This is a genomic window from Lachnospira sp., from assembly GCF_016290755.1.
Lineage (GTDB): Bacteria > Bacillota > Clostridia > Lachnospirales > Lachnospiraceae > Lachnospira > Lachnospira multipara.
This window is the reverse complement of sequence record NZ_JAEEVD010000002.1, coordinates 1-14,641: the sequence shown is the minus strand read 5'-3', so window position 1 is coordinate 14,641 and position 14,641 is coordinate 1. Positions and strand designations below refer to the sequence as shown.

Sequence of the window (14,641 nt, the reverse complement as noted above, 5' to 3'; positions counted from 1 at the left end):
ATTTTATAAACTTTATTAAGAAAAAATTAAGCCTGCCCTCGAAATTACTCGAAAGGCAGGCTATTACTGAATTTGTAATGCATAGTTAATTCTGTTTTGTTAGTTTAGTATTATCTATTACTATTCTTATATTTTATATTTATCTTTTATATTACTCGTTCTTACCCTCTAAGAGCTTTGTACAAAGGGCTGCAAGAGCTGCACCAATAAGTGGAGCCACAATAAATACCCAAACGCACTTAATAGGATCTGAGTTACCATCGATTGCTGCTACAATAGCTGGGCCTAAGCTTCTAGCTGGGTTTACAGATGTACCTGTAAGGCCGATGCCTAGGATATGAACTAATGTAAGTGTTAAACCGATTACAAGACCAGCTACATTACCATGCTTAGCCTTCTTTGATGTAACGCCAAGAATTGCCATTACGAAAATGTATGTAAGAACAATTTCAACGATCATAGCAGTTGCATAGTTGTCGCCAACACCCGATACGCCATTGCTTCCATAACCCCCAGTCATGTCCACAAGCTTACCTGTGTTAAATATAAATGCAAGAATACCTGCACCTGCAAGTGCACCTAAAATTTGAGCACAAACGTATGAGCAGAAATCCTTAATAGATAAATCTCCCTTAATTAAGAAAGCAAAAGAAACTGCTGGGTTTACATGGCAACCTGAAATGTTACCAATTGAGTAAGCCATAGCTACAATTGAAAGGCCGAAGGCAAGAGCTGTTAAAATGTAACCTCCACCCATTACAGCGTTACAGCCAACAAGCATAGCAGTTCCACAACCTAGTGTCACAAGTACACATGTACCGATTAATTCGGCAATAAATTTTTTCATACTTATCCCTCCGTATAATCTTTTTAGAAATAATTATTTAGTTTTAGATAACACTAGGTTAAGTATAGCATTTATATTTTTAGAAATAAACATTTATTTTAAACTATCGTAAAATTCATCCATTGGAATAGGCCTTGAATAATAATATCCCTGAATTACATCACAGCCTAAGCGAGTCAAGAGATTTAGCTGTTCCTTGGTCTCAACCCCCTCTGCAATAACAGTCATTCTAAGGGATTTTAAAAGCTTAATTATACCCTCTAAAATTATTAGTCCGCTTTCTTTATTTGAATCTTCCTTAACAAAATTCATATCAAGCTTTACCACATCAATGGAGATTTTCTGCAGCATATTAAGGGATGAATAACCGCTTCCAAAGTCATCAATCTCCACTAAGAAGCCGTTTCGCCTTAGATCCTTTACAACTCTAATTAACTTCTCGTCTGAAGCAATGGCACTTTCCGTAATCTCAAGTCTAATTAGGTCATGAGGAATATTATATTTCTTTGTTAGTATGCAAAATGCATTGTTAACATTTATCTTATCAAAGTCCTTGCAAGAAACGTTAACTGCAATTGGCACTACTTCTGACTTGTTGTCGATACATTTTCTTAAAAATCTACAAGCCTCTTCCCAAACGTAATAGTCCATCTCAGTTATATAACCATTCTTTTCTAAGATTGGCACAAAATCATAAGGAATCGAAATACCGCTTTTCCTCTTTAAACGAACCAAAGCCTCAGCCCCCACTAAATTGCCAGTTTTGCAATCGTATTGAGGCTGCATATAAACTAGGAACTTGCGCTCCCTAATATACATGGCGAAGTGCTTTAAAATGTGCTGCTCCTTTATTAGGTTTTCCTTCATAACCTCGTTATAAAAGCAAACCTTCTTTTCAAGTCCATCGTGCTCAAGGGCCATTCTAGCTCGCTCGCACATAGTTGGCACATCTATTTCTTCCTTATCACTAATCTGATAAATTCCAAAGACGTTGTGAACCACAAGGTCATAATCATCCTTCTTTATCTGAATCCAGGAATGCTTCTTAATTAAGTCCACATCTAGTCTGTCATCTGGCATACAAAGTGCAAAGTGATCTGCCTCTAGCCTGCCAATTACCGTATTAGTTTGTGGGAAGTTCTTTAAAATCTCAGCAATTGAGAGTAAAACTTCATTACCCACATCTTGTCCGTAATTTTCATTAATTAATTTAAAGTCCTTTATATCAGAATAAATAATATCAAATTTAATATCCGGATGATTCTCAATTAATTCCTCCGTATATCTATAGAAGGCAGATTTATTGTAGAAGTCTGTGATTTCATCGTGTTCAGCAATATATTTTTGCTTTCTAAAAAGTAATTCTTGGCAGGTGAAATCATTGAAAATCAAAAAGCAGCCCACATAAGATTTCTCTTTAAAAACCCTACCGTAATTGCAATTATATTTTCTTTCCTCATCATTTACCTTTAAATTTATGGCCTTTACAAAAGATTCGCTTAAATCCTCAAGGCCTGATAGGTGCCTATTGCTACTTATGTTAGTCAAATGGCAATTATCCGGATCAATATCAAGCAATTCTAATAGGTCTTTGCCGTTGTCATTAGTCAAATCAAGACGTCCTTTTTCATCAAAAACAAGAACTGCATCAAGAGATGATTGAATTAAGTTTTCCATAATAGCACATCTATTATTGTAATTATCCATAATTTTCTACCTCATCGTCTTCGTAAAATGCATCATCTAGCCTTTCACCAGAATGATAAGAGAAGTTCCCTATTTCTTTGAAAAATTCGTACTCCCTATTCCATTTTTCTTCTTCTCCGTACAATTCGCCACGGGTTGCATAATTAAAGCATCTAAGTATCTCTGCGGCTCTTTTAATGCCCATCTCCATCTTTTCATTAAAGAGCTTGTAGTCTTCTTTTGTGTAACCATAAAGGTTGTTATTTACATAAAGGGCTGAATGAAAATTGTGTCTATAAATTACATTTTCAAAAGCCTCAAAAAAATTCTCCTTAATCTTAAACTTATCGTTAAAGTGATTCCTTACAAAAGCATAGGAAAAATACATCATATAGACGGAAAGTAGATTTATCTTTCTTGCATGGTAGGTCCTGCTTACTGCCCTATTAAAGACGCGCATAACCACTTTCTTTTCCATGCCCCAAAGCCTTGTAAGCTGCATTATCTTTACATCTGTCACTTCACGTTTTAAATAATCTCTTACGACATAATTATCCATTGCGGCTTCATATCGAAAATGTTTTCCCAGAGATTTCATCTTTGTATCCTCCTCACACAAACTGTAAACGAGAGGATGAGCGACTGTATCAAGGGCGTAGTGGCCAAGAAAGCCAGCATAGTAAGCAAGGGCTATTCTTCTACTTTCTCCCTTTAATTTCACGCACTCTTTATATAAATTTCTAAGAAAAAGACCGCATTTTTCCTCATGCATAATGCTACCCAAACTTCTCTTTCCAAAGGTTACATTAAAGAAAACGAAATCCGGGCCCTCAAGTCCAAAGCAGTATGCATGTCTGTGGTCTGATATACATTTTTTCAAATATGATATTGGAATTGACTCATAAGCTTTTACCCCACATGTATAGTGAGAAAAATAAGCTGGCATCTAGTCACCTCCTAATATTGCCACTTTTGTAAAGCGGACATTCGGAATCCGCTTCGCTACTTCCTCATGAACGCAGTGGCACTGCGTTCAAGTCCCATAAAGATCCCTAGTTTTGAAATCCTTTTCTGCCTTGATAATAAATTCTTTTAGTGTCTTAGTATAATTTTTTCTATCCACATAGTAACTAAGACAATGATTTGCACCGTCAATTAGTAGCAACGAAGTGTCCTGATTACTTTCGTTGTAGTTTTCTATTGACATGCCAAAGGGGACAAATTCATCTTCTTTTCCATGGATTAATAGTAATGGTGTTGTATTATTTTTCATAGCGTCTGCCACACTAAATGATTTTAATCCCACACCTATTCTTCTACGCACCATTAGATTTAAGACATCCATAAATGGATGTTCCGGTACATGGGCTATATTCCAGCCTGTATAAGCAATAATGTCATAAGGCGAACTAAAGCCACAATCAGCAATAATCCCTGCTACATTAATTGGTAATCCATCGGTTCCTGATGCCATAAGTACAGTACTTGCCCCCATTGACACGCCATACAAGAATATCTTCTCGGGCCTATACATTTTATTTAACCAGTTACACCAACTAACACAATCAAGTCTTTCAAAAAGTCCATAAGTTGTGTATTTGCCTTGACTAAATCCGTGTGCTCTTTGATCTATTAGAAGCATGTTGCAGCCATTTTTATAAAACCACTTAGAAATACCTGCTAAATCACGTTCCCAGCTTCCTCTCCATCCATGACACATTACAATAGTTCTCTTCGCATTTGGTGCTTCCACATAGTAGCCAGACAATTTCAAGCCATCAAAGCTGTTAATGGTGCCCACTGGTACTGCGTGGCATTTTAACCAAATTCTCCCCTCTTCTATTTCCTCTTCCCAAGGAGAGCCCTTTCCAAGTCTAGGGAACTTTTCTAGCGTCTTTCTCTCAAAAGCTACATTAAAAAAATACCTAGTGGCTCCATATAATCCTAAAGCTACAGAAGCAGAAGCTCCAATTAAAACTTGTTTATAAGTCTTCATTTTAAGCCTCCACCTTACGTTTATTTTGTTATGTCCTCACGATTAGAATACTACTAATAATATAACAAATATATCTGAAAAAGTCCACCTGTATAAGTTCCTACAAATAAAGCCACGCCCTCTAATCCCTTAAAAGGACTAGAAAAACGTGGCTTTTCTCCATCTATAAAATTTTAAATATAATCCTATAATCTTGTTGTATACTTTTCAAGGTCAATTACCTGAGTTGCAAGACCCTCATAGAATTCTGGCTCATGACAAACCATAAGCACTGAACCCTTATATTCCTTAAGAGCACGCTTTAACTCATTCTTAGCGTCCTGGTCTAAATGGTTTGTAGGCTCATCAAGTACAAGTAAATTAGACTCTCTATTAATAATCTTACAAAGTCTAACCTTAGCCTGCTCACCACCGGATAAAACTCTTACCTTACTTTCGATGTGCTTAGTTGTAAGTCCACACTTAGCAAGGGCTGAACGCACCTCGTACTGAGTAAAACCTGGGAACTCCTCCCAAATCTCTTCAATACAAGTTGTTTCAATATCCGGTCTTGTCTCCTGCTCAAAGTATCCAATCTCTAAATAATCTCCAAGCTCAACACTACCTGAAATAGGCTTAATCTGGCCTAAAATGCTCTTTAAAAGTGTTGTCTTACCAATTCCGTTTACGCCTCGAATTGTAGCGATATGACCGCGTTCCATCTCAATATTAATAGGCTTTGAAAGTGGCTCATCATATCCAATTACAAGGTCATGAGTTTGGAAAATATATCTAGAAGGTGTACGTGCCACCTTAAAGTTAAATTCTGGCTTAGGAGCTTCCTTTTCAAGCTCAATAATATCCATGTTATCAAGCTTTTTCTGACGGGACATAGCCATATTTCTTGTAGAAACTCTAGCCTTATTCCTAGCAACGAAATCCTTAAGGTCAGCAATTTCCTGCTGCTGCTTATTATATGCAGCCTCAAGCTGAGACTTCTTCATCTCGTAAACTTCCATAAACTTGTCGTAATCGCCCACATATCTGTTAAGCTGTCTGCCATCCACATGATAAATAAGATTTACAACCTTATTAAGGAATGGAATATCATGGGAAATAAGAATAAATGCATTCTCATATTCCTCTAAGTATCTTGTAAGCCAAGCAATGTGTTCCTGATCTAGATAGTTTGTAGGTTCATCAAGAAGTAAAATATCTGGCTTTGCAAGAAGTAACTTACCAAGTAAAACCTTAGTTCTTTGACCACCAGAAAGCTCTGTAACATCCTTATCAAGTCCAAGCTCTAAAAGGCCTAGAGCTCTTGCAACTTCTTCTACCTTAGAATCAATTAAGTAAAAATCTCTGTTAGTTAAGACATCCTGAATAGTACCAAGCTCTTCCATGTACTGTTCCATCTCTTCTTCACTAGCATCACCCATCTTAGCGCAGATGTCATTCATATGATTCTCAAGTTCAAAAAGATCATCAAAAGCCATCTTTAAAACTGCCTCAATAGTCATGCCCTTCTCAAGGACTGCATGCTGGTCAAGATAACCAACCTTCACATTCTTAGCCCATTCAATCTTACCTTCATCAGGCATGAGCTTACCTGTAATTATATTCATAAATGTTGACTTACCGGCACCATTATTACCAACATAGCCAACATGTTCTCCCTTATTCAATTTAAAAGATACATCTTCAAAAATTGCTCTATCACCAAATCCATGGGATAAATGCTCTACTGTTAAAATACTCATAAATACTCCTTTTTAATTAGCGTAGCCGTAAAATTATATCATATTAGAAAATTTGTCTCAATCTTAATTTAGTGATAAAAATAAAAATGCACGAGGGACAAAAGTCCTTCGTGCATTCCTGTTAGGGTGCAACACCCTAACGTGGGAATGTTTCCATTCTCCGATATGTAGTAAATGTGTCTTGTAAGCTTAGGAAAAAGTTTCTTAATCTCCTTACTAAGAAACTATTAGCTTAAAAAAAACGGGATTCTTCTTCCCCTCTACCGTTATGAGGAAGGAAAATGATTTATTAATTACTGCTCATATTACGTTTACCTTCAATAAATCCCTCACCAAAAACCTCACTGGTCTCAGTGATCATTATGAAGGCATGAGGATCTGCTTTATGAGCCAAATCAGTAACCGCATAAGTCTGATTCTTTGAACATGCACACAACACAACGTCTCTATCATCACCGGTATAACTACCTATGGCTTTGATGATGGTAGATCCACGATCTGTCATGGAACCTATCATGTCCGTTAGCTCTTTACTACGAACAGTAATTATTATTATCAACTTACCTGCTCCCATACCGTAAAGGATCTTGTCCATTACGATGGAACAAGTAAATGCTGATATCAAACCGTAAAGTACTGAATCAATGTCCTTATAGATGAGACCACCTGCTGCAATGACAATGAAGTCAGTAACTATTGTTACGAAGCCAAAACTAAAATATGGCTTCTTTACCTTGACTGTCATAATGAGGAAATCCATTCCTCCTGAACTTGAACCTCTCATATAAAAGAGTGCCATTGATGCACCAAGGCAAACTCCTGAGAATAACGAAGCTGTTATTCTGCTTCCTGTATAAAGAGGTGTCATTGGGGCAATGACATCAAGGAAGATAGTACAAAAAATAAGTGTCTTAGCTGTCTTAAATAAGAACTTCTTACCGACAACCTTATAACTTAGAATTACCAGCGGTATGTTAAATATCAAAGTAAAGATACCAACTGGAACCGAATACAAATAATTAAAGATTAAAGCAACACCTGATACACCGCCTGGTGTGAAATCACCCATCTTTGCAAATGTGTAATAACCAACCGCGTATAAAAAGCCGCCCAGAATATCAAATAGGATATCCACAAGTGTACTACCGATTCTTTTTTCTAGTTTCTGCATATATGCCCCTCCACAAAAATAAAAATAGTTAAAACTACAACTACCGCGTGAGCCAATACTCAACGATTATTTTTTGGGGAGCGTTTCTGCAATCCTGCCAAAAAAGTTATCACGCTTTCTTAACAAGCTCGGGAAAAAGGACAAAAAAAATAAGCGCTCTTCCCTTCGCCTAAGCTATTATAACACCCGTGCAATATTTTGTCACTAATGTTTTTTTATTCATACTATGCAGTATTTATGCATATTTATACATAATATTCACGCTGTGAGAACGGTTCCATAAATGCACATTTTAAGGCATTTGTTGTCATAAATCGTCAAGCATATTAAATTTTTAAAAAGAATATTTTTATTAAAATATTCACTCTATTTTGCTATCACTTTATTGCAAAAAAGTACGCATTTTGGCGCATTAAAGCGATAACTTTATGGGTTATTCCTGCCCCTGTATTTGGATGCATAGATGAATAAAATACATCAATAATGAATAAAAATACCAAGGCAATCAAAATTATTGACAGAATTCTAGAATCCATCTTTTTTAGATGTCCTTCTATATATGGTATAAGCCAGTAAACAACGGCACATCCCCCAATTCCAAATACAATTAAGCCCTCAAGACAGATTCTTCCGTTTAGATTTAAATAGTAACCATTATATGACCACCATCTAAGTCCTGTGGCAAGTTCCATCAAATATGAGGTTGTGTACTCGATTATTCCGCTTATTATGACTATAAAGATAAACTCTCTTAATGGTTTAGCCCTAAATCTGTAGCCTAAAGTAATGGAAACTACAGCTCCAACTCCATAAATTGGAATCCACGGACCGTTTAGTGCGCCTCTATTTACAAAGCTTCCTTTTTGAATCAAATGTAACATTCCCTCCCAGGTCCAGCCAACAAAGCAGCCAATAAAGAAGATAGATACAATTGAAAACATAGAATACATGCGCATGTAATCTGCCTTCATTCGTCTTTCCTTATATGGAAGGCTTGATAATCTCTCTGGGTAGATTTCTCCATTTTTAATCTTGTTATAGTCATCAACCGCAGCAAAAGTAAGTCTTAGACTCTGCTTTAGGCGGTTATATCTTGAATTTCTAAAGCTAAGGCCTAGATTATCCTCAAACCACTTAAAGATTCCCGTACTTTCCTTATAATCGTTTTCATCAAAGGACTCACCCCTTTGCTTTCTTAAATTATCAATGGCGCTAGCAAGCCAAAGATCCGCATCTAAGTCGTAATCCTCACCATCTACGCCCTTGTTGTACTCTAGCACCAAATCGTTATATTTTTCATTAATCAAGGCTGCATCAGCAATCTCGTATAGGTAAACGTCGTTTAATAACGATACATTTTCAAGACCCTTCTCATAAGCTAGGCCTCGCAAATACACATAATATTCGCTAACTGTGGCAATCTTATAGGCATTTACAAAAAGAAGGCCTAGGGCTCCTAAAGTAAAAGACGAAAGCACATACCACAAAATAAAAGACATATCTAGTTTAAAAGCTTCCCACTTGTGGCCTCGCATCATATCTCTTGAAAGCTTAAGTGCCTGTCTTGGCTTAATTGCTGGATTTTCAGCCAAAATGTAGGAAAGCATCTTGTATCTATAATAACTAATTGGAAGGCCCACAATAGTAAAGGTCCATAAAAATAGATATAGGGCCCTTAAAGCCTGCGAAATAGCTACGTTTAACAAGCATTTGTTATAAAAAAGATACACGAACTTTTGATAATCCACCTTCTTATAGGTTCTAGCTTCTAGAAAGACTCGTCTAAAGCTCACAGAAAAAGGATTTGTAATCAAAAACCATATTAAAAAATACAGTATCATAAAAATAACAACAAAGATTCTTATGGCTATTTTTTCTGAACTTACAAAGGAATTAATGGACTGTAATACTCTATAAAAAAGCAGACCATCACTTGTTCCGTTAATTAACTGAGCAAGAAAACCCTTATTCCTTGCAAAACTTGTACCAGAACTAGCCTCCTTACTGTATTCAATTTCCTCATTTATGATATCTATAAATTTGTCCGGCTCCATGACCGTTGAAACCTGGACCACCTGTGTAACTTCACCCAACAATCTCCTAGGGGAAACCTTTGAACTGTTAATAAAGGAGCTTGAAAAATCTACTCCTAAAAAAGAGGCCATTAAACAAGCAAATATCAAAATAAAATAATGTTTTCTTAAAACTTTTCTAGCCGATTTTTTTAATTCTTTTCTACTCATATGCATATTCCTTTAAGTTTTCTAGTGTTGTATCTGTAAAGTTTCCACTTTCTAGATATATATATAACCTAACATTTAAAACTAATTATGTAAATATAGGACATACATTATAAGATTTCTAGTAGGCCTTTTGCATCCACATTAAGGCTATATTCCTTAACCTTTTCAAACTTTTCCCTCTCGTTTCCTGGAATTTCATAATCAAGTAAATGTTTCATAATCTGATCCACATTTCTAAAATCTCCAATTTCTGCATATTCCTTAATGGCCAAATAAGCTTCAGAGAGCTGTTCTTTTGATATAAGCTCCTTTTTATTGTCATCCTTTAAAGGGCTTAATACATTTTCTAAATCTGCCTTTAATCTCGTAAGTAAAACACATAAGGCGTCATATTCCATATCAAGATTTTTGTAATTTTTGGACTTGCACAAATCCTCTATATGTGCCGCCTGTCCTGAGATTTCAAGGGCTCCAATAAGTTTTAGAGAGCTCTTTAGGCCATGAACTAGAATCTCTAAATTTACATAATCCTCTGCCTTATAATAACTCTCTAATTTTTCTAAATTGTTAGGAAGTGTGGAATTTATAGTAATTATGCTATTTATAAGTGTATTTCTTGTCATGCAGTTTCTAAGAGCCTGCTCATAATCGATATAACTAATATCGCCAAAGAGGCTTAAAATCTGGCTATCGCTATCATTTTCAAAGCTATAAAAATCCCATGTAGCAAAAAGATCTGAACCAGATTTAGCATCATTAGTAAAAGCAGATTCTAGGCTAGAGTCAGCTAAATCGTTATTATCAATCTTATCTTCTGGCAGATACTTTATAAGTAGCCTCTCTAATTCCTCGTAAAAAACCGGCTTTGCTAAATAATCCGTAAAGCCTTTTTCTATGTAAATGTCACGCACTCCGTTAAATACATTAGCCGTCAAAACAATGACAGGTGAATTAAAAGATAAGGACTCCTTATCCTCTCTTAGTTTTTTAAGAGTTTCCTCTCCATCCATCTTTGGCATTCTGTGATCTAGAAATATAATGTCGTATTTTTTCAATTTTGCTTTTTCAAGTGCCTCTTCTCCACTAAGGGCAATATCAAGCTTTACATGGCTTCGTGAAAGTAGTCCCTTTACTACATTTGCATTAACCTCCACATCATCCACCACTAATATGTTAGCCTTACTAGCCCTAAAAGCCTTCTTATACTTATTAATTTTACAAAGGGAATCCTCATAGTTTTTAACCACATCCCCGCACTCAAGCCAGCCAACAATTAGTTGCTTTAAGCTAAAGGCAAAGGTAGTTCCAAGACCGTAAACCGACTCTATCTCAAGCTTTGAGCCCATCATCTCAAGTAATCTACTAGTAAGACTAAGGCCAAGCCCCATGCCCTCAATGCTGCTATTATTGATTTCATCAAGACGCGTAAAAGCATTGTTTAGCTTATATAAGTCTTCCTTTTTGATGCCCACTCCGGAATCTGAAATAATTACATATAGCTCTACATTTTCAGAATCCAACTTCTTAAAATCTATGCGAAGGCTGACGCTGCCTTCCTTTGTGTACTTTATAGAATTAGTAAGTAGGTTAAGTAGGCACTCCTTGATTCTTACCACATCCCCGTACATTCTAAGGGGAATCTCAGGGTTTATGTGAATATCAAAGCACAAGCCCTTAGCCTTGGCCTTCTCATAGGTCAAGGAGAGCACCTCATTTATTAAATTATCAAAGCGATATTGGATTAGATTTATCTTTAAATCTCCTGATTCAAGCCTGCTATAATCAAGAATTTCATCCACTAGGCCAAGTAGCGCCTTTGAAGAATCCTCGATATTTTTAGCGTGGGATATGATTGTCTTATCCTTGCTCTCCCTAATTATCATTTCATTCATGCCAAGAATAGCGTTTATAGGCGTTCTAATTTCATGAGACATGTGAGTTAGAAAACTAGACTTTGCCTCATTTAGCGCCTTTTCCTTTATAATTTCTTCTTCTCTTTTTAGCTTCTCTTTAGTATGTCTATTTTTTACAATTATTCTGATTAATAAAAATGTCTCGCAGATTAGAATTAACAGCAAAACCATAAATCCAATCCCCATAGGCACCTACTTTCTGCTATCTAAAAAATCGTCGATGCTAAGAATTAACTTGTCTGGCTCCATGGATTTTAATAGATACTTTACTGGGTGCAAACTTAGGACATTCATAACCACGTCTTTTTCTGAATTTCCAGTTAAAAACATAATTGGAATGTCTCTTGTTGAAGGCTCGTCTTGTAGCATTTGGAAAACTTGAGTGCCATCTACCACTGGCATACTCACATCTAGAATAATTAAGTCCACCTTTTTCTTAGTTAGAAACATAATGGCATTCATGGCAGAATTAGCCATGTAAACCTTATATTTTACCGATAGGAAGTCGCTTAGGGCACGCAAAGAAGAAGGGTCATCGTCCACAATGAGAATTGATTTCTCCTGCTCGACCTCCTCCTGCTTTAAAACCATCAGCGAAAAATATTTGTACATACCAGACATATCCACCGGTTTTTCAAAGGCATGCTTAATTAAATGCTCTGGAATATATCTGTGCACGTCCCTAATTTCACTATCTGAGGCAATCAAATAAAGCATAACATCATTTGATATTACTGCCTTTTTTATATATTCGAAAATCTTTACATAATCCGTTACTTCGTTCTCAATATACAAGAGCCAAATCTTAGATTCCGACTCTTTTCCCATAATATAAGCAATATCTGAATTCACTGAGATAATATTAAAGCCCTGCTCTTCAAGTCCCTTCTTTATAGAACCATAAACAAAGCCCTTATCATTACCTATAAAGACTATTTTTTCATGCATACATTTCTCCATTAATCTTCAATTGTTCACAGTTGAAATATTAATTATATTATAGCAAATGTAACTAGATATTGCAAAATTTTATAATAATTTCGCTATATTTATGTTCTCACCTTTAATTAGAGCTTCGCCACAATCTTCAAATCTAGAATTTGTAATATTTACATTGGAGATTGTATCCATGCGGCCTTCTAATGGCTCGATCTTTACTGAATGCTTAGCACCAACGCAGTTTACATTGTTGATATTGATATTCTTAAAGAATGGGATGTCTTCCTCATTTTCCTTAGCAATAGTCTCGTTTCTGTTAAGAGAATTTAAAACATAAGACATAGTCATAATTACGCCTTCGTTTTTAATTCCCACCATGTTTACATTTTCAATATTAATATTCTCAACTACGCCACCACGACCAAGGGCACTCTTCATTCTAACACCTACGTCTGTGCCAAGGAATGTACAGTTATCAACCCAAACATTCTTAATGCCACGGCTCATCTCTGAACCAATTACAAAGCCGCCATGACCTTCGTTTACAAGACAATCATGGATGTAGATATTCTCTGAAGGGCCAGTGATTGTTCTAGCAATAGCATTCTTTCCTGACTTTAAGCAAATGGCATCATCGCCTGTTTCAAATCTAGAATTCTTAACTTCCACATTCTTGCAAGATTCAATATCGATACCATCGCCATTTTGTGCATGATAAGCGTTATTTACGTTAATGCTATCTACTGTAAGGTTTGTACAGAAATATGGATGAATATTCCAAGCAGGCGAATTCTTAAAAGTTACACCCTGAAGTAAGACCTTATCGCAGTGCTTAAGGCTTATTAATACTGGTCTATAAAAATCATAGTAAGGAGTTGCAAGCTTTAAAACTTCGGCATCTTCCTTTCCTTCAAAAGCTAGCTGGATATTATGTGTGTTTCCGTCAAATGCAGTCTTTGTAGGGAACCAAACACCGCCCTCCTTAGTATCAAGAACGCAGTCGCTTTTCTTTAAATTCTCCTGCCATGCTCTAGCAGTAAGCTTAAATTCCTTAATAGGTCTCCATTCATCACCGCTACCATCAATTACTCCATCACCTGTAATAGCGATGTTTATTGCATTAATTGCTGTAATTGGAGATACTGCACGGATACAGTCCTGACCTTCATAATTAGTTACGATTAGAGGATACTCCTCTGGATTTTTAGAAAACTTTAAAATTGCATTTCTTTCTAAATGTAACTCTACTCCACTAAGAAGATTTATAGGTCCTGTAATCCATAAACCCGCTGGAATCACAAGCTTTCCACCGCCATTTTCTGATAAATCCTTAATTACCTTATTAATAACTAAAGCATTGTGCTTACTTGTTTCTAAGTCTGCCTTATTGGCAACTGGCTTATAGTCTAGTAAATTGACTTCCTTTTCCTTAAATACTGGTAATTCTACCTTAAATTCCATCTTCATAAATTCCCTACCTCTTTAATTTCCTTTTATTTTTAATTTTCCTTAAACTTAATAAAGCCTAGATTCTCAAGTGTCTTCATATACTGTGACAATCTTTCATATAAAGGCTCTGCCTTGTCCGCATACTTATCTGCCACAAGAATTCCTATATCGTAAATGCTTCTCTTCCCGTCAATCTGTTGCCATATAAAACTTCCAAGTCCCTCTAGCTTAATCTGACTTGTCTTTGGAGTCTTAAAAAGCTTCTGGGCAATCTTATTGTAGAAGCCTGAATTTATCTGTGTTACATAGACAATCTTACCCTTAACTTCCCACTGTCTATCCTCTGGAATATAAGGGATATTGTCTAGATAATTTTTCTTTTTATCCTCAGCTTTTTTCTTAGCCATCTTAAAATTTCACCACTTTCTTTTATTTGTAAAAGCATCGATTGTTTTACTAGTCACTTTATCTATTGTGACATAATAAATAATGAACCGTCAAGGTAAAAAAATCCCCCTCTATCCTAAGATAGAGAGGGAAAAATAAGTATTATAAACTTAGTATCTTTACCGATTACTTCTTATAGTTTTTCTTATCCCAAATTGAGAACTTGAGCAAGCAAAGAATTAAAATAGCAAAGAATACAATACTACCAATA

At 35.9% G+C, this 14,641-nt stretch carries 11 protein-coding genes; all 11 read right to left on the bottom strand.

Annotated features, from left to right (window positions below):
* Positions 1-151: 151 nt before the first annotated feature.
* The gene (locus QVA17_RS01265) at positions 152-847 is read right to left on the bottom strand and encodes an MIP/aquaporin family protein (RefSeq protein WP_103952756.1); all 696 of its coding nucleotides are present in this window, start codon (positions 845-847) and stop codon (positions 152-154) included.
* A 93-nt stretch (positions 848-940) separates the two neighbouring features.
* The gene (locus QVA17_RS01260; protein WP_287385888.1) at positions 941-2,554 is read right to left on the bottom strand and encodes a bifunctional diguanylate cyclase/phosphodiesterase; all 1,614 of its coding nucleotides are present in this window, start codon (positions 2,552-2,554) and stop codon (positions 941-943) included.
* Entirely contained in the window at positions 2,547-3,479 is a 933-nt protein-coding gene (locus QVA17_RS01255) for a zinc dependent phospholipase C family protein (RefSeq protein WP_027431574.1), read from the bottom strand. The genes QVA17_RS01260 and QVA17_RS01255 overlap by 8 nt, the downstream gene beginning before the upstream one ends.
* A gap of 87 nt (positions 3,480-3,566) precedes the next feature.
* Positions 3,567-4,529, bottom strand: a complete 963-nt coding sequence (locus QVA17_RS01250; protein WP_287385886.1) for an alpha/beta hydrolase — start codon at positions 4,527-4,529, stop codon at positions 3,567-3,569.
* A 185-nt stretch (positions 4,530-4,714) separates the two neighbouring features.
* Positions 4,715-6,268, bottom strand: coding sequence for an ABC-F family ATP-binding cassette domain-containing protein (locus tag QVA17_RS01245; RefSeq protein ID WP_027431573.1), 1,554 nt, complete (start codon positions 6,266-6,268; stop codon positions 4,715-4,717).
* Positions 6,269-6,557: 289 nt separating this feature from the next.
* Entirely contained in the window at positions 6,558-7,439 is an 882-nt protein-coding gene (locus tag QVA17_RS01240; RefSeq protein ID WP_027431572.1) for a YitT family protein, read from the bottom strand.
* Between the two features lie 377 nt (positions 7,440-7,816).
* Positions 7,817-9,532: a DUF975 family protein gene (locus tag QVA17_RS01235; RefSeq protein ID WP_287385883.1), complete on the bottom strand. Its 1,716-nt coding sequence runs from the start codon at positions 9,530-9,532 to the stop codon at positions 7,817-7,819.
* A gap of 257 nt (positions 9,533-9,789) precedes the next feature.
* A complete protein-coding gene (locus QVA17_RS01230; protein ID WP_287385882.1) occupies positions 9,790-11,781 on the bottom strand; it encodes a sensor histidine kinase in 1,992 nt (663 codons plus the stop codon).
* Positions 11,782-11,787: 6 nt separating this feature from the next.
* Entirely contained in the window at positions 11,788-12,543 is a 756-nt protein-coding gene (locus QVA17_RS01225; RefSeq protein WP_287385880.1) for a response regulator, read from the bottom strand.
* Between the two features lie 81 nt (positions 12,544-12,624).
* Entirely contained in the window at positions 12,625-14,001 is a 1,377-nt protein-coding gene (locus QVA17_RS01220) for a glycoside hydrolase family 28 protein (protein WP_287385878.1), read from the bottom strand.
* Positions 14,002-14,033: 32 nt separating this feature from the next.
* The gene (locus tag QVA17_RS01215; protein ID WP_287385876.1) at positions 14,034-14,390 is read right to left on the bottom strand and encodes a PqqD family protein; all 357 of its coding nucleotides are present in this window, start codon (positions 14,388-14,390) and stop codon (positions 14,034-14,036) included.
* Positions 14,391-14,641: the final 251 nt, after the last annotated feature.

Coding starts and splice junctions, on each gene's coding strand:
- QVA17_RS01260 (WP_287385888.1), bottom strand. CDS start 2,554: ATGGATAATTACAATAATAGATGTGCTATTATGGAAAACTTAATTCAA.
- QVA17_RS01250 (WP_287385886.1), bottom strand. CDS start 4,529: ATGAAGACTTATAAACAAGTTTTAATTGGAGCTTCTGCTTCTGTAGCT.
- QVA17_RS01255 (WP_027431574.1), bottom strand. CDS start 3,479: ATGCCAGCTTATTTTTCTCACTATACATGTGGGGTAAAAGCTTATGAG.
- QVA17_RS01220 (WP_287385878.1), bottom strand. CDS start 14,001: ATGAAGATGGAATTTAAGGTAGAATTACCAGTATTTAAGGAAAAGGAA.
- QVA17_RS01225 (WP_287385880.1), bottom strand. CDS start 12,543: ATGCATGAAAAAATAGTCTTTATAGGTAATGATAAGGGCTTTGTTTAT.
- QVA17_RS01230 (WP_287385882.1), bottom strand. CDS start 11,781: ATGGGGATTGGATTTATGGTTTTGCTGTTAATTCTAATCTGCGAGACA.
- QVA17_RS01240 (WP_027431572.1), bottom strand. CDS start 7,439: ATGCAGAAACTAGAAAAAAGAATCGGTAGTACACTTGTGGATATCCTA.
- QVA17_RS01245 (WP_027431573.1), bottom strand. CDS start 6,268: ATGAGTATTTTAACAGTAGAGCATTTATCCCATGGATTTGGTGATAGA.
- QVA17_RS01215 (WP_287385876.1), bottom strand. CDS start 14,390: ATGGCTAAGAAAAAAGCTGAGGATAAAAAGAAAAATTATCTAGACAAT.
- QVA17_RS01265 (WP_103952756.1), bottom strand. CDS start 847: ATGAAAAAATTTATTGCCGAATTAATCGGTACATGTGTACTTGTGACA.